We start from the raw sequence: 17900 nt of genomic DNA, 5'->3' as shown, positions 1-17900 counted from the left end.
GCGCGCTCACGCGGCCTCACGTGCCGGGCCTGTCGCGCGCCACCCGCTCGATCTCCTCGATGACCTCTTCGGGCCGGACATCCCTCTTCAATTCGTCCAGGGTTGCGTCCTGTCCGCTGGTGACACCGAGATGACGAGCGATGTCGTCCACGAGGCCGATCAACCGCGTGACCTCGTGCTCGGCGAGGAGGTTGATCTGGAGATCCAGATCAGCCCGTTTGTCCGCGAGCGCCTGCATCCGGTTCTGGCTGATGAGCACGAAGGTCGACAGGAAGATCGCCTCGACCGACGCGATCATCGCCAGCATCACGAAGGGGAACGGGTCGAAGGGCTGGATCCAGGGGACGACGCCCAGGTTCACCAGGATCCAGCCCCCGAACAGGAGAGCATGGATATAGACGAACGTCATGCTCCCCGCGAAGCGGGTGATCGCGTCCGCCACCGTCTCTTGATGGGTCTTCCCACGTTCCATCTTCTCCCGTACGGCGATCAGGGTCTCTATGTTTCGCCGGACCAGGTTGTTCAGCTCGCTCGTGTTCGCGTGACGTCGATTCCGATCCATCGGAGTCATGCGGATGCAAGTTTCGCCCCCACGGGACGACCCGCGCCCTTCCCGGCGTGGGCCGTACCCGCAGGGGATGACTGGCTGCTGCGCCAGCCCGCCGGGCGTGGTCCCGCGGCAGGCCGAGCAGCGGCTCCACCGCCGCGCCGTTCGCGTCCTCGGCGCTCCTGGCGACCGAAACGAAGCCGCGCAGGCTCTCCTGGACCTCATCGACGGGATGCATCACCCGCGTGCGGAACGTCACCCTCACGTCGAGCAGCTCCATGCCTCTCTCGGATCACCTGGGCCTCGACGGACTCGTACTCCGACATGTCCCGGCTCACGGTGATGTCGCCGCCCTCGGTGACGTACCGATCGGTCAGGCCGAGGACCACGCCCTCGAACGGCGCTCCGTCATCTCCACATCCCGGCAGGGCCGCAAGGATCGCTATCACCAGCACTGAAGAGTGAAGAGTCCACGTGCGCATCGTCCCAGTAGACGAAAGCGTGTGGAAGCAGCGAAAATGGAAAATTCCGTCCGACGCGTTTCTCTCGGCGGCGCGCTCGCGGCCAGGCGCGCTCGCCGCGGCCGCTCACGCGGCGACGAGCATCCGTTCGCCGTCGCGCCGCGCCGCCGCCCACGTCTCGTCCCAGGCGGCGTCGGCCTCCGCGCGCCGGAGCCGGCCGAAGGCCTGCACCTCCTTCCGCTCGCCCTCGACCTCGGCGTCGTCCGCCGGCGGCGCCGGCGCCGGCCCCGTCATCGCGTCGCCGACCGCCTCGCGCACCTCGCGCCCGCCCTCGGCCAGGCAGTAGGCGAGCACGCGGCAGCCGAGCTCGGCGTGCAGCGCCTCGTCGCGCGCGATCTCGCCGAGCGCCACGCGCACGCCCTCGTCCCTCGCCCCCGCGAGCGACCGGCGCGCCCGGGCCGCCGCCGCGCCCTCGCCGAGACAGCCGTCGTGCCACGCCTCGAGCGCCATCCGCACGAGCGCCGCCTGCCGGTCCGCGTCGCGCGCCGCCGGAGGCGGGAGCAGCGCCGGCCTGAGGCGCCACCCCGCGAGCTCGCTCGCGATCTCGCTGCACCGCGCCGTGTGGCGGACCTCATCGCCGAGCGCGCCGAGCGCCCGCGCCACGAGCGACGCGGGCGCGCCGACCGCCGCGAGATCCCGCGCGAGGGCGAGGAACGCCGGGATCGAGCCGCACTCGGCCCGCGCGCTGTCCAGCCACGCCCCCGCGAGCGCCGCCCGGGTCGCGCGATCGAGCCGCGCCGGGCGCGACGCAGCGGGGCCCAGCCCGAGCACCGGCGGGAGCACCACCCCATCGGCCGTGCGCAGCGGCCGGCCATCGGTGCCATGGAACCGCTCTCCGAAGATCGGAGCGGCGTGGATGCCCACGCCCAACATCCCCTCGGGGGCGAGCGATTCGCCCGACAGTGGAATGGCCGCGCCCGCCGAGAAAACGACGACCGCCGGGTCGAGCAGGCCGGCCATCACACCGAGGTGGAGACCGTGCTGCCCCGGGAGCAGGTCGCGGTAGGGGGTGCGGTACATCCAGCCGATCTCGCCGTCGACGCAGGCGTCGCGCGACAGATCGCCGCCGCCGTGGGTGCCGATCGCGAAGCGACCGGCAGAGAAGTTGAGCCACGTCGCCTGCGCGAACGGACCGAATCCCATGTGCCCCGAGTCGAACGCTCCGGCGAAGCTGCCCTCCATGAGGAACGTCGCACGGAGGTCGGCGCCCAGACCGAAGGCGACGAGCTTCTGGCCGAAGGAGACCGATAGGGAGACGCCGACCGACATGGCAAAAGCATCGTCCTCGGCGCGCGCCTGGCCGGGCAGCGAGACGAGGGAGGCGACACCGAGGGCGGCGAGCATGGGCGGGAGCGCGCGGGAACAAGAGGACATGGAACCTCCGTAAGCCAAAAGGGGGCCAAGAATCGATCTCGGCTCCAAACTTACCAGAGGGCGCGAACCGGCACGACCGCGTTGGATGACGGAAAGCGGCTCTGGAAGGCGGGAGCGCGCGCGATCCCCGGTCCGTTCGGAGGTCCACGTCGCCGGGCGCGAGAAGGGATGAGGCTCCGCATGCCCACACGGCTTCCGCCGGTGATGAGGGCGACGCAGCTGCTCGCCGCGTTCGGTGTTCTAGCGGCGCTCAAGCATCAACGTCGGATTTGGCCCGCCATGAAGCCGTGCCTCACCCCCGGGATGACATGGCGGGCGGGCTGCCTCCGGGATCGTGAAGAAGAACGTGCTCCCGCGGTCTACCGCGCTCTCCACCCATATGCGGCCGCCGTGAGCCTCGACGATGCCCTTGACGATGGGGAGCCCCAGCCCGGCGCCGCGCCGCCCGGCCTTCCGCGCCTGCCAGAACCGATCGAACACGTGGGGCAGGTCCTCCTCATGGATTCCGGCGCCCGTGTCCGCGACCCAGCACAGCACTTCACCCTCCCGTGACGCGGCGCCCACGGTGATGGATCCGCCGGGCTTCGTGAACTTGATCGCATTGCCGATGAGGTTCTCGAAGACCTGCAGGAGGCGATCTCGATCGGCCCAGACCTCGTGGAGGTCGGGCTCCACACCGAGCTTCAGCTCGACCGGGACCGAAGCGGCGAGCGGCCTCTGAGCCTCGACGGCGTCGGTGACGAGCTGTCCCACAGGTTCGGCGTTCTGTTCGATGCAGAGGCGACCTGCCTCCATGCGCGTCACGTCGAGGAGGTCCTGGATGAGGCGATTCATCCGTGTCCCGGCCCGCTCGATCCTCTCAGCCGCCTTTCGAGGAGGGCCGTCGGCTTGAGGTGAGAGGTGCCGAAGGAGCGCCGCCTGCATGAGGATGGTTCCGAGCGGGTTGCGAAGATCGTGAGCGACGATCCCCAGCACGTCGTCCCGTGCCTGGATGGCGCGCCCGGCTGCCCGATAGAGCCGCGCGTTCTCGACCGAGAGCGCAGCCCGGTGCGCGAGGTTCTCCGCCAGGCGGAGCTCGGAAGACCCATACACCCGAGTCTGCGTCGAGGACACGAACGCGATCGCGCCCAGGAGCCTCCCGTGTGCCAGGAGCGGCACGGTCATGACGGATTGGGGATCCATGCAGCGAAGCACCTGAAGGTGCTCCGGGCTCTGGGCGAACGACTCGACCATCTCGGGCGACAGCCGCTCGATGAGGATGGGTTGCCGGGCCTCCAGCGCCGGCAGAACGAGGTGCGGGCGCCTTCGATCGAGCGGCAGCCGCTCGAGTGACTCGCAGGCCCAGGCCTTGGAAGGGTCTCGGCCGACGACCTTCACGCGCCGCACATTGTCGTCTTCTTCGACCACATCCACGATGCAAAAGTCCGCGAGGTCACGGACGACGAGTCGTGCGATATTGCAGAGCGTGTCGTCGTAGTCGAGCGTCGAGGCGAACACCTCGCCGACCTCCGCGAGCAGCTTTTGCTCGTCTTCGAGCCGCCTTCGCTCGGTGATGTCGTGCTCGGTCCCGACCATGCGAGCGGGTCTTCCCTCTCCGTCGCGCACGAAGACCTTGCCCCGGTCGAGGATCCAGATCCATCGACCGGATTTCGTGCGAACGCGAAGCTCGGCCTCATACTCGGGGGTGAGCCCATCGAAGTGATCCCTCAGCGCCTTCTGCACGCGGGGCGCATCGTCGGGGTGCACGCTGGCGAGCCACGAATCCACGTGGGGCCTGACCTCGTCCGGGCGAAAGCCGCGCATCTCGCACCAGCGCGGGCTGAAGATGACCTCGCCGGTATGGATGTCCCAATCCCATGCGGCCAGGTCTGCGCCCTTCAGCGCGAGCTCGAACCGCTCTTGCGATTGACGGATCTGGTTTCGAGCGCGCGTCTGCTCTGTGACGTCGCGGAGGGTGACCGTGAGGATCCTCCTGCCGCCGACGTCGAGCCTCGAAATGGAGGCTTCGACGGGGAACTCTTCGCCGTTCTTCCGCAGGCCGACGAGCTCCCTGCCGCGTATGTCCTTGGAGCGCGCGACCGTCTCCTCCGCCGCGAATCTCTCGAGATGTTGACGGTGGATCGCCCGGAAGCGCTCGGGGATCAGGATTTCGAGGGGAGCCCCGATGACCTCTTCCTTCGAGTAGCCGAAGATGATCGCCGCGCCTTCGTTGAACATGCTGATGCGTCGACCATCGTCGATCGAGATGATCGCGTCCGTCGAGATGGAGACGATGCCCGAATATTTCGCTTCCGAGAGGCGGAGCTCCTCTTCGAGGCGCCTTCGCTCGGTGATGTCCTGCGTGATGCCGATGCCGCCGAGGAGCGTGCCGTGCTCGTCGAACTCGAGATCTGCCTTCTCGCGAACCCACCTGGTCTCACCCTCCGCGACGACGCGGTGTTCGATGTCGTACGGCTCGCCGCGGAGGGCGGCCATCCACTTCTCGTCGACGTACGCCCGGTCGTCCGGGTGGATGCAGGCGAGGAACCCCTCGTAGGTCATCGGCGTCCCCGTGGGGACCCCGAAGATCCGGTAGTTCTCGTCGGACCAACGAAGCTCGTTGCGCCGGACGTCGAGCCGCCAGCTGCCGACCCTGGCCACGGACTGGGCTCGATTGAGATCCGCGTGGCTCGCGTGGAGCAACCCCTCGATGCGCTTGCGCTCGCTGATGTCCCGCACGAATGCTTGCCATCGTCCATCCGGGAGGATCTTCGCGCAGACCTCGACGAATACGTAGCTACCATCCTTGCGCCTGAGTCTCCACTCGTCGATGTCGATGCTGCCACCGACGAGCTGCTGCCTCGACTGCAACAACCGACCGGCGTCCTCGGGCGGGATCAGATCGAAGATGGTCTTCCCGATGATCTCTTCGCGAAGATAGCCGAGGATGCGGCAACCGGCGCTGTTGACGTCGGTATAGCGGCCATCGAGGTTCGCCACGAAGATCCCGTCCGGCGCCTGTTCGATCAGCTCGCGGGTCCGGGCGCGGATCGCCTCGAGGGCCTCGTGGACGCGGTTGAGGGGCGCGGCCGTGATGGCGAGCAGCGACAGACCTACCGCGGCCATCGCGGCGATCAGCGCGGCGATACCGAGCGAGAGGTCCACGACCCCCGCCGCGGCGGAGATCCGCGTGATGGCGACTCCGAGGAGCACCGGGACGACGATGGTCGGCAGCGCCAGGCGCCTGAGCATGACGCCGCCCGCACCCTCCGACGTGGCCGTGCGCATGATTCCGGCCGCCGGCCGTTCGAGGAGCAGGCCCGCCGTCGCGAGCAGGAGGCTCAGCGCCGTCGTCGGCGCTACACCGATGACAGGCGAATAGGCCGACTGATATAGCGGACCTGCGCCGAAGACGAATCCAACGAGAGCCGTGAAGGCGATGAGACCAGCGAGCAGGGCGAAGCACTCGGACGGACGTACGCGAGCGGTGGGGCGGACGTCGGAGAGGAGGAGCGCAGCGGCGAGGAGCGCGATCGACACCGCCGTCGGCGGCGACGGGCGTCCAGGATAGGGTCCAGCCTGGCTGCCCACGGGGAGCGCTCGGCCGCCCACGAGGAGCGAATCGATAGGAAGGTCGATCGCAAAGAGGTACTCGGCGAGCGTCCCGACGCCGATGATCAGCACGACGGCGAGCGCGAGCAGCGACAGAATCTTCAGCAGGCGGCGGTATCGGGTGCCTTGCCGATAACGAAGGGCTCCAGCCACACCGATCAGCGACAGAGCCAGCGCCGTGTTCGGCATCATCGGTGGCTGACCTGGCACCATCGTGGTGAGAGGCGTCGCCCCGGCGAGCCAGCCGACGAGCCCAACGAATCCTAGCGCCGCGCTCCCGAGGTACAGCCGCCGCCCGACCGCTGCCTGACCGAGGTCGGTCATATGCCAGCTCGCATGGCTTTGATCTCGTGCTGCATGGATGGCTTCGCCACCCGTGAACGTAGCATGGGGCAGGAGGGGTCCGTCCCGTTCGACGGGAGGGGAGTACAGCGCCCGGGAGGCTCAGCGCGCCCCTTTCAGCGCCTCCGGTCTGTCCAGAACGCCGCTCGCTGGTGCGAATTTCCGGATGCCGTGGCATTCCTCGAATGGGCTCCTCCTCCCCGCGCCTTCGCTGGCGGAGGCGCTGTCGCCAGGCGCCGGCACGGCCACCGGCGAGCCCGCGACCGCCAGCGTCACCAACGCCCGAGCCGGCCGGGTGCCGCGGCTGCGCCGGATCGAGCGGACGGCCGACCGCGCGGCCATCGCCGATCTCCTCGCCTGTCATCGCGAGAGCGTCGACGGACCGCGGCCGCACGCGCCTGTCGGAGCTCGGCGGCGGATGAGCGCAGGGGGCTGACACCGGTAGCAGCGTCCGTGCGGCGGGGGCTTTCGGAAAAAAAGTTGACTCCCGAGCGCGCGCCGTCGCCACATGGTCATCTGGATGTCGCGAAACGTTTGCCGAATTGAAAAATTCTGCTCGCTCGACGAGAGGCGCACCGGCGCGGCCGCCCCTCTAGCTTAACCAGGGAAAGGAAACGGAGACCATGACACGCACTTATCGCCCCTTGCTGCTGCCTCTCACCCTCGCGCTCTTCTCGCACGTTGTCGGCTGCGGTTCAGACTCGGATGCGGACGCCTCGAGCGACGGCTCGACCAGCACCTCGTCCACCTCCGGCGGCAGCTCCACCTCCTCCGCCTCCGGCGGCAGCTCCACCTCGTCCACCTCCGGCGGCGGCACCTCCTCGTCCACCTCCGGCGGCAGCTCCACCTCATCCACCTCCGGCGGCGACGCCACCTCGTCCACCGCGAGCGGCGACTCCACCTCATCCACCGCGAGCGGCGACACCACCTCGTCCACCGCGAGCGGCGGGACGACCGAGAAGTTCAGCTTCTTCGTGACCAGCCTCGCCGCCATGCGGGAGCTGTCGGGCTCCCAGGACGGCTTCGGGGGCGACCTCCGCTTCGGGGAGACAGGGCCGGGCGCCGGTCTCCGCGGCGCGGACAAGATCTGCGCGACGATCGCCGAGAAGAGCCTCCCGGGCGCGGGAAGCAAGGTGTGGCGCGCGTTCCTGAGCGCCACGGCAGGCGAGGACGGGAAGCAGGTCAACGCGATCGACCGGATCGGCGAGGGGCCCTGGTACGACCGGCTCGGCCGGCTGGTCGCGAACGAGAAGGCGGAGCTGCTCAACACGCGCCCCAGCGGGGCCGACGCGGCGATCATGAACGATCTGCCGAACGAGGACGGCGTCCCCAACCACCAGCCCGACCCGGCCCAACCCGAGGTCGACAACCACGACACCCTGACGGGCTCCAACCCCCAGGGGCAGCTCCAGGGCGCCAACGCGACGTGCAAGGACTGGACGGCCAAGACGGGAGACAGGGCCGAGGGGACACCGCAGGTTGGACACTCGTGGCCAAGGGGAACCGGCGGCGGACCCGGCGGGGGCGGGGGCTGGGCCCACTGGATAACGGTCCACAATGCACCGGGGTGCGCGCCGGGGGTCAATCTCGTGGACGCGGGAGGCCCCGCGCCGGGCTCGAACACCGTCGGCGGCGGCGGCGGCTACGGCGGGATCTACTGCTTCGCCCTGACGCCCTGACGCAGGCAACCCGGCGCGCGCCGCCTCCCGGCCGACAACGCCATGAGCCGCCCCGAGCTGCCGGCCGAACGACGAGCTCGTCGAGCTCACCGCGAGGCCGTCGCGCTGGATCGGGCACCCCTCCTCCCGGCGTCAGCGACCGCCGAAGCCGGGAGCGAACAGGGCCGTCATCCGATCCGGGCGGCTGGCGCCGAGGCGGACCATCGCGTCGTCGGCCGTCCGGACGAGCGCGCGGCCCTCATCGCCGCCAAGCACCTCCCCTAGCCGCCTGCGCGCCGCCGCGGCGCTCAGCGCGACCTCGCTCGCGTCGAACCCGGCGATCGCCGCCTCCAGGTGCGTGCGCGCGAGCGCCGCATCGCCGCGCGTCCAGGCGACGGCGGCCAGCGTGAGCCACCCCTGGGCGCTCGCCCAGCCCACCCGCTCCCGCAGGAGCGCGCCGGCCACGCGCTCGGCGATGCGCAGCAGCGGGGCCGGATCCGCCGCGCTTGCGACCGCGTCGAGCGCCGCCCGCCCGCGCAGCTCGATCGCGCCGATCCGCATCGGGCTCATGCGCAGGTACGTGGAGTCCTCGACCGCCGGCCACGCGGCCGTCAGCCGGCGCCACGCGGCGCCTGGGTCCTCGCAGTACAGATCGATGAGCACGTCCGCAAAGAGCCCGAAGAAGTGCTGCAGCTGGAACCCCTGCTGCCGCCACGCCGCGAGGGCCTGCGCGAGATCCGCGCGCGCCCGCGCCGGATCGTCCGCGGCGAGCGCGACGAGGCTGTGGCCCCCCGTGACCGTGCGCAGCGACGTGACGGCATACCTGTCGCCGCGCGCCTCCGCTTCCTTGATCCACGTGGGGAGGCGCTGGGCGAGCCCCCTCAGATCGCCGAGCTTGCCGAGCCCGATCATGCAGATGGTCTGCGCCGTGCCGATCTCCCAGGCCACCCCGGTGCACCGCTCGCGGAAGATGCGCTCTGCCTCCTCGGCGTGCATCACCGTCTCTCGAAACGACGTCTCGTGCGCGGCGATCGCCCGCTGGATCCGGAGGACGCCCTCGACGCGCGCGTCGGCGGAGCGCTGGAGGAGCGGCGTCACCGCGGCGATGGCGCGCTCCACGGAGCTGCCCGCCGGCTTGCCGATGATCGACGCGAACAGCGCCATGAACGCGAGCCCGAGCGCGACGCGCCCCGGCTCCCTCGCGGCCAGCGCGAGGAGGACGTGCTGCGCGTGAAAGCCCACCGCGCGCACCGGATCGACGGCGCAGAGCCCGAGAAACGCAGAGAAGCAGACGTCGACGCGGCGAAGCTCGCCGGGATCGATCTGGCTCGCGTCGCGCTCCTTGAACCCGAAGCCGCGCAGGGCGAGCCGCGTCCGGTGAAGGAGCGCCGCGGCGAGGGCGCGGCGCTTCGTCTCGGGGTAACGCAGGCCCGTCTCGGAGAGCACCTCCCGGAGCACCGCGACGCCCTCTTCCGTGTGACCGCTCGTCAGGAGCTGCTCGGCCGCGAGGCGCTTGCAGTCGAGGACGACCGAGGGCGCCGCGGCGCCTCGCGCGGCGTCCGCCGCGCAGAGGTAGGCGCGGGCGGCGTCGGCGCCGCGGCCCGCGTTCGCGAGCGCATGGCCGAGCTGCACGAGGAGCCCGTGCCGGCGCTCGCTGCCCGCCGGCGCGCAGTCGAGCGAGAGCTGGTAGAGCCGCGCCGCGTTCTCGAAGGCGAGCGCGGCGGCGGCCCTGTCCGCCGCCTCAGCGGCGTACGCGCCCGCCCTGTCGAGATCGCCCGCGCCATGGAAGTGACGCGCGATCTGCTCGGGATCGGCGCGCCCCAGGGCCGCGAGCTCCTCGCCGAGGCGGCGGTGATGGTCCTTGAGCCGGGACGGCTCGATCTGGCCGGACGCCGCCTCGCGCACCCGATCGTGGTACGCCTCGACAGGATCGGCCTCCTCGAGCCCGCCGGTGCGGACCAGGTGCCATGTCCGCAAGGCGTGCAGCGCCGACGCGGCGTCCCCCTGCAACCCGGCGGCCCTGAGCGCGACGCGCTGCTCGATGGGGAGCCCGGCGACGGCGATCACCTCGAGGAGCCGCCGGGCGTCCGCCGGCAGATCCGCGAACCTCTCCAGGAGCAGCGCCTCGAGCGACACCGGCGGCGCCGGGGAACAGGCGTCGTCGTGACCCGGGTGAACCGGCGCCGCGCGGCCCAGGTGGAGCGCGAGCTCCGCCAGGAAGAAGGGGTTGCCCTCGGACTCGCGGGCGATCTCCGACGCATCGTGCGAGGGGCCGTGGCCGCCCAGGAGCGAGCGAGCCAGCGACTCCGCTTCTTCACGAACGAGCGGGCCTAGGCAGAGCTTCCGGTGCTCGGTTGCCCCCGTCCACCTGGGCGCCGGAGCGCCGAAGAGCTCCCGCAGGAATGGACTCGATGCCTCGTCCTCGGACCGATACACGCCGAGCATGAGCATCGAGGGCGGGTCGGGCGGGCCGAGGAGGTCGGCGAGGAGCAGCGCGCTGTCGCGGTCGCCCCACTGCAGATCGTCCATGGACACGACGAGCGGCCCCTTGTCGGCGAGCGCCGACAGGAGCTCCTTGAGCGCTCGAAACGCGCGGAACCGGAGCTCCTGGGCGTCGTGGATCTCGAAGGCGCGCCGCGGGACGTCCTCGATGGCCGCGACGACGCGCAGGGCGGGGAACACGCGCACGAGCTCGTGGATCCCGCGCGGCAGGAGGCCCGCGGCCTCGGACCGCGGCAGCCGCTTGAGATGGCGGCTGAGCGCGTCCAGCGCGCTGTCAAAGGCCTTGAACGGGACGGACTCGCGCTCATAACACCGGCCCGCCAGGACCACCGCGGCGCGGCGGCCGCGCAAATCGTCGAGGAAATGCTCGACCAGCGCCGACTTGCCCATGCCGGAGCGACCATGGACGTAGACCGCCACCGGGCGGCCAGCGCGCGCCTCGTCGAACGCTTCCTGGAGCGCTCGCAGCTGCTCGCCGCGTCCCATGAACAGCGCGCGCGGGAGCGGCGCCGGCGCCTCGCCGCCTGGCGGCGGAGCGCCGGGCCGGGGAGCGGCGCCAGGCGCTGCCGCGAGGGCGACCGCCGCCTCGCGGAGGACGCGCAGCGCGTCCGCGCCCGTGGCCCGCGCGCGCGGGTCGCGCTGGAGGAGCTGCAGGCACAGATCGCTCAGCGGCCGGGGCGCGTCCGGCGCGACGAGGTGAGGCGGCGGCGGCTCGCCGAACGCCTTGGCCTCGACGATGTCGAAGAGACTGCCGCTGAAAGGCGCGCGGCCGGTGAGTGATTCGTAAAGGATCACGCCGACCGCGTACCAGTCCGCGGCGGCGGACGGCTCTCCACGCATGTGCTCCGGCGCCATGTAGATGGGCGTCCCGGCGATCGGGGCGTCTGTCTCGGCGGTCGCGAGCGCCGTCCTGCGAGCGCCGGTGTCGCGGGCGATGCCGAAGTCCAGGACGACCACCCGACCGCTCTGGTCCACGAGCACGTTCGAGGGCTTGAGATCCAGGTGCAGCTTGCCCGCGCCGTGCAGCGCCTCGACGGCGTGCACCAGCTGCTCGAGCGCCTGGCAGAGGCGCGCCACGTCGACCTTGGGCTGTGACGCTGGCGCGCCGCCGGAGGCCGTCGGCGCCGCGCCGTCGGCGCGGGGCGAGGGCGCGCGGCCGTCGAGATCCGCCTGACAGGTCGTGGCCGCCGCGGGGGAAGTCCGCTCCAGGACATGCGCCGGCGCGCCCGGGGCGGCGAGCTCGCCCCCGCGGACGTACCTGGTGAAGCTCACGCCGGAGACGAGCTCCATCGTGAAGAACCAGCGCCCCTGCGCGGAGATGAGCTCGTAGAGCGTCACCAGGTTCGGATGGGCGATGTCCGCGATCGCGCGGAACTCGCTCTTGAGACGGAGGATGTCGGCGGCCTCCATCCGGAGCAGCGTCTTGAGCGCCACATCGGCGCAGCGAAGCCGATCGTGAGCGTGGTAAACGACCCCCATGCCGCCCGCGCCGAGGCGGGCGCGGATCTTGAAGCGGTCCGTGCCGCCGAACCCCTCGGCGGCCGGACCGTCAGCGACGCTGTCCATCTGAGCTGTCCATCTGACCCGTCCCTGCCTCCGCGGGCTCGGTGGCCCAGGTGAAGCCCATCTCCTCTGCCGCCGGACCGAGCGTGATGCGGATCGGCATGCCGCGCTCGCGCGCGACCTGCGTCGCGCGCGCCAGGAGCGCGGCGGCGGTATCCGGCCGATACGGGCCCGCTGCGGCGGAGCCCGCGAAGTGCACGGTCAGCATGAAGTGCGTCGCCTCCACCTCGTCCATTCCGAAGCAGTCGATGAGCAAGCGCTGCACGGCTTTCATCTTGGTCACGTCGTCGTTCCAGAACACGACCTCGACCAGCTCGCCTGCGGGGTCGCTGCGCTCCGGGGCGCGGGGCGGCTCCCGGCTCGCCCGGTCGAGGTCGCGACACGCCCTCGTGAGCAATTCGGCGGCGAAGCAGCCCTCCCCCGCCGACTGCGTCGCGACCACCAGATCGAGCGGCGACGGGCCCCCCCACGACGCCGACCTCGACCAGGCGCGATCCACGATGGCATTCACAGCCGGCGAGAGCTCGAACGCGGCGCTGTCCGTGGGTGCCTGGCGCGGCGCCGGGAGCTGTTGTTCCAGCTCGCGCCGCAAGGACGCGGCGCTCGCGCCGGCCGATGCGACCAGCGTTGCCACCCGGCGATCGCAGAGCGCAGCGAGCACGACATGCTCTGGGAGCAAAACCCGCTGCCCGCGCCGCATGGCTTCGATGGTCGCCGTGTGCAGGACGACGGCGCTATCGCCGCGAGGACGCGCGTGTGAGCGCCGCTTCCGCCGGCGGTAGAGGATGGCGAGCACGGTCGCCAGGACGAGGAGCCAGAGCCCCACGAGGAGGATGCGCATGCGCGCTGCGCATCCTACGCTGAAAGCAGGGTTGCCTCCAGCGCGCCTCGTGGGGAGTGGGCTCCGCGATCAGTTACACGGCCCGAGGTCGGCCCACTCGGCCGGGCACCAGAACGTCGGGTTGCTGGGCGGGCACTCCGGGTGCGACCACCAGATCTGCTGGGTCGCCGACCAGAGATGGCCGCCGTTGGTGACCAGCGTGGAGGGCGTATACACCTGCCCCGACGACCACGCGGGCGCGTTGCTGCAGTCGTTCGGGGGCACGGTCGATGACGTGCAGGCTTCCCAGGTCGACGGCGACGCGCTGAGGTTCTTGTTCTGGTAGACGTAGGGCGCGGCGTCGTGGAACGACCAGGTGCTCGCGCCCGACATGTTCTGCCAGGCGCCCGAGGTCGTCTTCACCTGCTGGCGAAGCATCTTGATGGGCGCCTCGCAGGAGACCTGCGGCTCGGGGTACTGCGGGCCCACGTCGGCGAAATGCTCGATGTCGTGCGCGTACATCTCGACGGTGCTGCGCGCGTCCTGGGCGAGGAACTGCCAGCCGGCGCCGTTCTTCATGTCGACATAGAGGCAGAGCTGGGCGCCGGTCACGCTCGCGACGCGCTCGGCCGTGCACCACTCGTACTTGAAGACGACCTGCTGCCCGGGCTGCAGGCCGCCGAGCGAGCCGCCGCAGGTGCCCCCCGAGCCCCACTGGGTGTTGCAGCTCGGATGATTCCCCGTGACGCCGTTGTCATCTCCGAAGTAGTAGACGAACCATCCATCGGGGCTGTGGTAGATGCCGGACTCCAGATTGTAGTACCACTGGCCCACCGCGGTCCAGGCCGTGGACGCGTTCAGAAGCTGGGGTACCTGCCACTCGATGAGCCAGCCGCGGGTGTCTCCGACGTTGCCCGTGTAGCTGCTCGTCAGATCGTAAGTTCCGCGCTGGCTCGCCACACCGAGGCTCTCCTCTTCGTCCGCGCCGGCACCGGCTGTGCATGCGGCCGCGCCGAGGGCTCCGAGGAGCAACAGCGCCGCGCCGATTCGCGGCAGGAAAGCGCGTGACGGGCGGAGAGAACAGGGTTGCATCGACAGAGTGCTCTTCTCGATCATAAGGATTCTCCTGAGAGCGACGTTATCCCCCGCGGCGGTGAATAGCGCGGACCGAGGCCGCCCACCGTTAAGACGTGTTAAGCCGAACGACGTGATTCAGGGGTGGGGCGCTGGGCGCGCGGAGCCGTCCGCGGGGTGGGGCGATGCGCTGGTGACGACGTGGAGGACTGCTCAGCCCGCCACTGCGTCGAGGATCTGACGCGGCCCGGTCACGGCAGCTCGAGGCCGAGGCCGAGGTCGAGGATCGCCGACACCGGTGACGCACGGAAGACGTCGCGCCGCTCCCCCGCCTCGTCCGTGTAAAAATACACATCGCGCGCGAGCGGCACGGCGATCCCGAGCCCGACGGCCCCGAACAGCGGGCCCACGCCGGCGTCGCCGAGCGCCCCAGCGGCCGATGCGGTCTACCCCCCGGGAGACATCGATTCGGCCGAAAGCCCGCTCATCGGCGCGCCGTCTCCCATTCGGGGCTGCTCAGGAAGTACGTATCGTAGAGCTCCTGCACGTCGCGCAAGGTCTCGGGCGGCTCCTCGCCGTAAGCGATGCGCGTCAACTTGCGAAAGTAGTCGAAGCGCTCGACCCCTGGCGTGATGACGACCAGGAGCTCTGCGCCCTTGCCGCGCGCGGCGGCGAACGCGTGGGCGACCCGCGGAGGGACCACGAGGAGATCGCCCTTCTCGGCCGTCACGATGTCGCTCCCCGAGAGGACCTGCACGGCGCCGTCGAGCACATAGAACATCTCGGCCGAGGCGTCGTGACGATGGGGCCGCGCGCCGTCCGCGTCCTTCGCGAGCGTCACACGCACGGTGGAGAGGGCTCCGCCCGTCGCGCTGCTGTCCGCGAGGAGCTGGATCCGCGCGGCGGGAGAGCCGACGATCTCAGCGTCAGCGCTACGGACGACGACCGACCGATCGAAACAAGGCTGGATGATCGACATGCCGCCCAGTGAAGCACCCGCGGGGCGAGCGCTCACCTCGAAAAACGTAGGGAGCGCTCCCGCAGGCCGTGGGAGGAGCTCGCCCCGTCGATGGCGGATGCCTTGTGGAGCTGGTGGAGGTGAGGTCGCTGTTCCAGCAGGTGGACAGCGCGTCCGTCACCTGGGATGAGCGCGCTTCACTGGGCTTTCGGGCGGGGAGCAGCATCGGCCCCGGCGGCCATGCACACCTTGAGGCCCTCCTGCAGGTTGCGCAGCGTGATCATTCGATCGAGATCCATGCCCACGGACACGACGGTCTGAGCCACCGCGGGCCGGATGCCGGTCACCACGACGCGGGCGCCGAGGAGCTCCACCGCGCGCACGATGCGGATCAGGTGATCGGCCGTGCTCGTGTCCACCGCCTCGACGGCGGTCAGATCCAGGATGACGTGCCGCGTCTGGCTGTCGACGATCACGCCGAGCAGCCGCTCCATCAGCGCGGACGCGCGCTGGTTGTCGAGCCCTCCCATGACAGGGACGGTGAGCACGCCGTCCCACACCTGGATGATCGGCGCCACCATCGCGCTGAGCGCCGTCTCTTGCTGCTGGATGAGCTCCAGCTTCTCGCGCAGCGCGAGCTCGGTCCTCTCCCGCTCGGCCACCTCGTTCCTGAGCCTGGACAGCGCGATCGCGAGATCCGAGCTCGTGCCCCGATCGGCCTCGAGGAGCGCCGAAAGCCGCGCCTCGACGGTCTCGTCGGTCGGGCGGACCAGGAACTCGTCGTACGCCGCGCCCTGCGCCGCGAACACCGTCTGCTCGGCCCAGCAAGGCACCCCGAACAGGCGCTCGGTGATCCCGGCCAGCTTGCCGGCCACCATCGCGCTCCCCCAGCTGACCCCCAGCGCGCGCTGGTAGATCGCCTCCCAGCTGTTGACGGTGCGATACCGGACCTCGCGGCGCTCGCGGTCCACCGCCACGACCTCCCACCGCCCCCATCCGGCCGGCCAGGCGATCTCGGACACCTGGCGCATGCCCTCCTCGAAGCTCGGATGCGCGCTGATGATGGCCCAGTCGCCGTCGACGCTCTGCCGTCCCCCGAGCTGGAGACACAGGTTGAAGCGCTCGACCCCCACCATCGCCACCATGCCCGACATCAGCCCGGCCACCGAGCTCGGGATCCACATGCTCAGGGTAGGCGTCCCGGCCCACAAGTTGACGCCGTTCTTCATGTCCCATTCGATGTCGAATCCAGAGATTGTTATCCGAGGGGTTGTCATGGGCTCACCTTGTAGCGCGATGGATCACGGAGACGGGGCGCCGCATGCGCAGCGTTCCGCCCCGCCGGCGCTCTTGCCTCACCTGCGGCGGCACGGCAAGCCCTAGCGCTACCACGCCGGCACGGCGGCACGACCTGCGTCGGGTCGCGGCGAGCAACGAGCGGCTCACGCGGACGAGCGTCGAACGAGCGGCGTTGTCGGCAAGTGACCGAGACTTCATGTCTCAGCTGCCGCGCAAGGTCTCCATCGATGCTCGGGCGCACGACGCTGGTTCACCCTACCATGAAGTAGGCTTCGACTCTCCTGCAGGGCTCCTTCCAGCGACGTGTGCTCGCGAGAAGGTCGAGGAGGCGCCGCCTGTTCAGGTGAGCGGCAGGGCGCCCCCGGTGTTCAAGACGCCCTCGCCGAAGCTCTTGACGTCCTCGAAGCCCATGTAGTGGAAGCAGCTCACGAGCATGTCGGCGAAGGAGCGATCGCCGCGGAAATCCATCAGCCGACCGCGCCGGAAGTGGTCGTGGGCCTTTCCCGCGAAGACGACCAGGCTGTCCTCGATGCTGTGGCTGTCGCCCTGCCCGAGCTCGTTCCAGTGCACGACGAGCGTATGATCCCAGAGCGTGCCGTCGCCGTCGCTCGTGTTCTTCAAGATCTCGTAGAGCTTGGTGTTCTGCTCCCAGAGGTGCCTGTGGATCTTGCGCACCTTGGCGAACGAGTCGTCGTCGCTGTTGTGCGAGATGTCGTGGTGCCCATCGCTGAGGCCCAGGTTCGAGTAGACGCGGTTGCTGGTGTTGCCGCTCCAGTTGAAATGCACCACGCGCGTCAGATCGCAGGCGAACGCGAGGGCGCTGATCTTGAAGAACAGCTCGCCCATGATCGCGTGGTTCTCGTCGGCGTAGGGGTTGATCCTCTCGCCGAGCGGGGTCTGCACGCAGGCGGCCGCGCCGTTGCCGGCCTGGAGCGCGCGCTCGACGTCGCGCATCGCGTCGAGGTGCTGCTGGATCTTGGCGCGGTCCTCGGCGCCGACCCGGGTGAGGAGGGAGTTGCCCTCTTCGCGCACCAGATCGATGGCCGACTGCTTCTTCGCCAGGCGCCTCAGCACCTCTTGCTGCGCGCCCCCGTCGCCGGGCATGGCGGCGAAGATCCGGGCGTAGGCCTCGTAAGGGTCCGTCTCCGGCGGGATCGGGTTCTGATCGCCCGCGGGCCCCGCGTGGGAGTGCGTGTTCCAGATGTCGTTCCACTTGTCCCCGACGCGGTACACGAGGTGCCGGTGCGCGACGCTCTCGTTGGCTTCCAGCACGCGACCGCCGATCGCGTAGTCGGCGCTCGGCCCCTCCACGTAACCGATGGTGGTCTCGGTGCCGCCGATGGGGAACGACCCGGTGCCGGACTTCCACGGAGCGAGCGAGCTGCCGCCCTGCTGGTGGTTGTCCGCCCGCTCGGACTCCGGCAGATCGTAGAAGCGCTTGTGCAGGTTGTTGAGAAAGAGGAGATCCTCGCGGTACGGCTCGAGCGGGGCGAGGAACTCGCCGAGCTGAAAGCTCGTCTCGCCGGGGGCGTCGAAGCGCCTCTCCGTCTCGTCGCCGTTCGCCTGAAACACGAACATGATACGGCGCGGGGACGGCGTCGTCTGGGCTCGCGCGCGGCTCGAACGCATCGCATCGAGGAACGGGAGCGCG

The 17900-nt window shown here is 70.3% G+C and carries 13 protein-coding genes; 2 read left to right on the top strand and 11 right to left on the bottom strand.

Annotated elements, in window-relative coordinates:
• Positions 1-16: 16 nt before the first annotated feature.
• The 3 genes from WME95_RS04070 to WME95_RS04060 form a co-directional block, all read right to left on the bottom strand.
• Entirely contained in the window at positions 17-562 is a 546-nt protein-coding gene (locus WME95_RS04070) for a DUF1003 domain-containing protein (RefSeq protein WP_437907094.1), read from the bottom strand.
• 572 nt (positions 563-1134) lie between these two features.
• Positions 1135-2442, bottom strand: coding sequence for a hypothetical protein (locus WME95_RS04065; protein ID WP_437907093.1), 1308 nt, complete (start codon positions 2440-2442; stop codon positions 1135-1137).
• Between the two features lie 240 nt (positions 2443-2682).
• Complete coding sequence (locus WME95_RS04060; RefSeq protein ID WP_437907092.1) at positions 2683-6357, bottom strand: sensor histidine kinase; 3675 nt, start codon at positions 6355-6357, stop codon at positions 2683-2685.
• 184 nt (positions 6358-6541) lie between these two features.
• On the opposite strand from WME95_RS04060, the gene WME95_RS04055 reads away from it, so the two are divergent.
• On the top strand, positions 6542-6811 hold the full coding sequence (locus tag WME95_RS04055) for a hypothetical protein (RefSeq protein ID WP_437907091.1): 270 nt from the start codon (positions 6542-6544) through the stop codon (positions 6809-6811).
• Positions 6812-7009: 198 nt separating this feature from the next.
• Here WME95_RS04055 and WME95_RS04050 read toward each other — a convergent pair whose 3' ends face one another.
• Positions 7010-7369, bottom strand: a complete 360-nt coding sequence (locus WME95_RS04050) for a hypothetical protein (RefSeq protein WP_437907090.1) — start codon at positions 7367-7369, stop codon at positions 7010-7012.
• Between WME95_RS04050 and WME95_RS04045 the strand changes: the two genes are divergently transcribed.
• On the top strand, positions 7350-8054 hold the full coding sequence (locus WME95_RS04045) for a hypothetical protein (RefSeq protein WP_437907089.1): 705 nt from the start codon (positions 7350-7352) through the stop codon (positions 8052-8054). The two genes, WME95_RS04050 and WME95_RS04045, sit on opposite strands and share 20 nt — an antisense overlap.
• Before the next feature lie 132 nt (positions 8055-8186).
• Here the strand turns inward: WME95_RS04045 and WME95_RS04040 are convergent, their stop codons facing one another.
• From WME95_RS04040 to WME95_RS04010, 7 genes are all read right to left on the bottom strand, one after another.
• Complete coding sequence (locus tag WME95_RS04040; RefSeq protein ID WP_437907088.1) at positions 8187-12101, bottom strand: serine/threonine-protein kinase; 3915 nt, start codon at positions 12099-12101, stop codon at positions 8187-8189.
• Positions 12085-12939, bottom strand: a complete 855-nt coding sequence (locus WME95_RS04035; RefSeq protein WP_437907087.1) for an ATP-dependent Clp protease adaptor ClpS — start codon at positions 12937-12939, stop codon at positions 12085-12087. The genes WME95_RS04040 and WME95_RS04035 overlap by 17 nt, the downstream gene beginning before the upstream one ends.
• Positions 12940-13008: 69 nt before the next feature.
• Positions 13009-13878 carry a hypothetical protein gene (locus WME95_RS04030; RefSeq protein ID WP_437907086.1) on the bottom strand — a complete coding sequence of 290 codons (870 nt, stop codon included), beginning with the start codon at positions 13876-13878 and terminating at the stop codon, positions 13009-13011.
• A gap of 365 nt (positions 13879-14243) precedes the next feature.
• Complete coding sequence (locus WME95_RS04025; protein WP_437549591.1) at positions 14244-14402, bottom strand: hypothetical protein; 159 nt, start codon at positions 14400-14402, stop codon at positions 14244-14246.
• A gap of 74 nt (positions 14403-14476) precedes the next feature.
• Complete coding sequence (locus WME95_RS04020) at positions 14477-14971, bottom strand: cupin domain-containing protein (protein ID WP_437910946.1); 495 nt, start codon at positions 14969-14971, stop codon at positions 14477-14479.
• 176 nt (positions 14972-15147) lie between these two features.
• Positions 15148-16227 (bottom strand): STAS domain-containing protein, encoded by a 1080-nt coding sequence (locus WME95_RS04015; protein ID WP_437907085.1) that lies wholly within the window; start codon positions 16225-16227, stop codon positions 15148-15150.
• 361 nt (positions 16228-16588) lie between these two features.
• Complete coding sequence (locus WME95_RS04010; protein ID WP_437907084.1) at positions 16589-17827, bottom strand: DUF1552 domain-containing protein; 1239 nt, start codon at positions 17825-17827, stop codon at positions 16589-16591.
• Between the last annotated feature and the right edge of the window lie 73 nt (positions 17828-17900).

It is taken from the genome of Sorangium sp. So ce327 (assembly GCF_051530205.1).
GTDB lineage: Bacteria > Myxococcota_A > Polyangia > Polyangiales > Polyangiaceae > Sorangium > Sorangium cellulosum_B.
Note: the sequence above shows the minus strand (reverse complement) of the source record. Positions and strands in the feature narration are given on the sequence as shown.

Coding starts and splice junctions, on each gene's coding strand:
- WME95_RS04020 (WP_437910946.1), bottom strand. CDS start 14,971: ATGTCGATCATCCAGCCTTGTTTCGATCGGTCGGTCGTCGTCCGTAGC.
- WME95_RS04015 (WP_437907085.1), bottom strand. CDS start 16,227: ATGACAACCCCTCGGATAACAATCTCTGGATTCGACATCGAATGGGAC.
- WME95_RS04070 (WP_437907094.1), bottom strand. CDS start 562: ATGGATCGGAATCGACGTCACGCGAACACGAGCGAGCTGAACAACCTG.
- WME95_RS04010 (WP_437907084.1), bottom strand. CDS start 17,827: ATGTTCGTGTTTCAGGCGAACGGCGACGAGACGGAGAGGCGCTTCGAC.
- WME95_RS04035 (WP_437907087.1), bottom strand. CDS start 12,939: ATGCGCATCCTCCTCGTGGGGCTCTGGCTCCTCGTCCTGGCGACCGTG.
- WME95_RS04050 (WP_437907090.1), bottom strand. CDS start 7,369: ATGGCGGCGAGGCTGGTCACGAAGAAGCTGAACTTCTCGGTCGTCCCG.
- WME95_RS04055 (WP_437907091.1), top strand. CDS start 6,542: ATGCCGTGGCATTCCTCGAATGGGCTCCTCCTCCCCGCGCCTTCGCTG.
- WME95_RS04065 (WP_437907093.1), bottom strand. CDS start 2,442: ATGTCCTCTTGTTCCCGCGCGCTCCCGCCCATGCTCGCCGCCCTCGGT.
- WME95_RS04060 (WP_437907092.1), bottom strand. CDS start 6,357: ATGACCGACCTCGGTCAGGCAGCGGTCGGGCGGCGGCTGTACCTCGGG.
- WME95_RS04040 (WP_437907088.1), bottom strand. CDS start 12,101: ATGGACAGCGTCGCTGACGGTCCGGCCGCCGAGGGGTTCGGCGGCACG.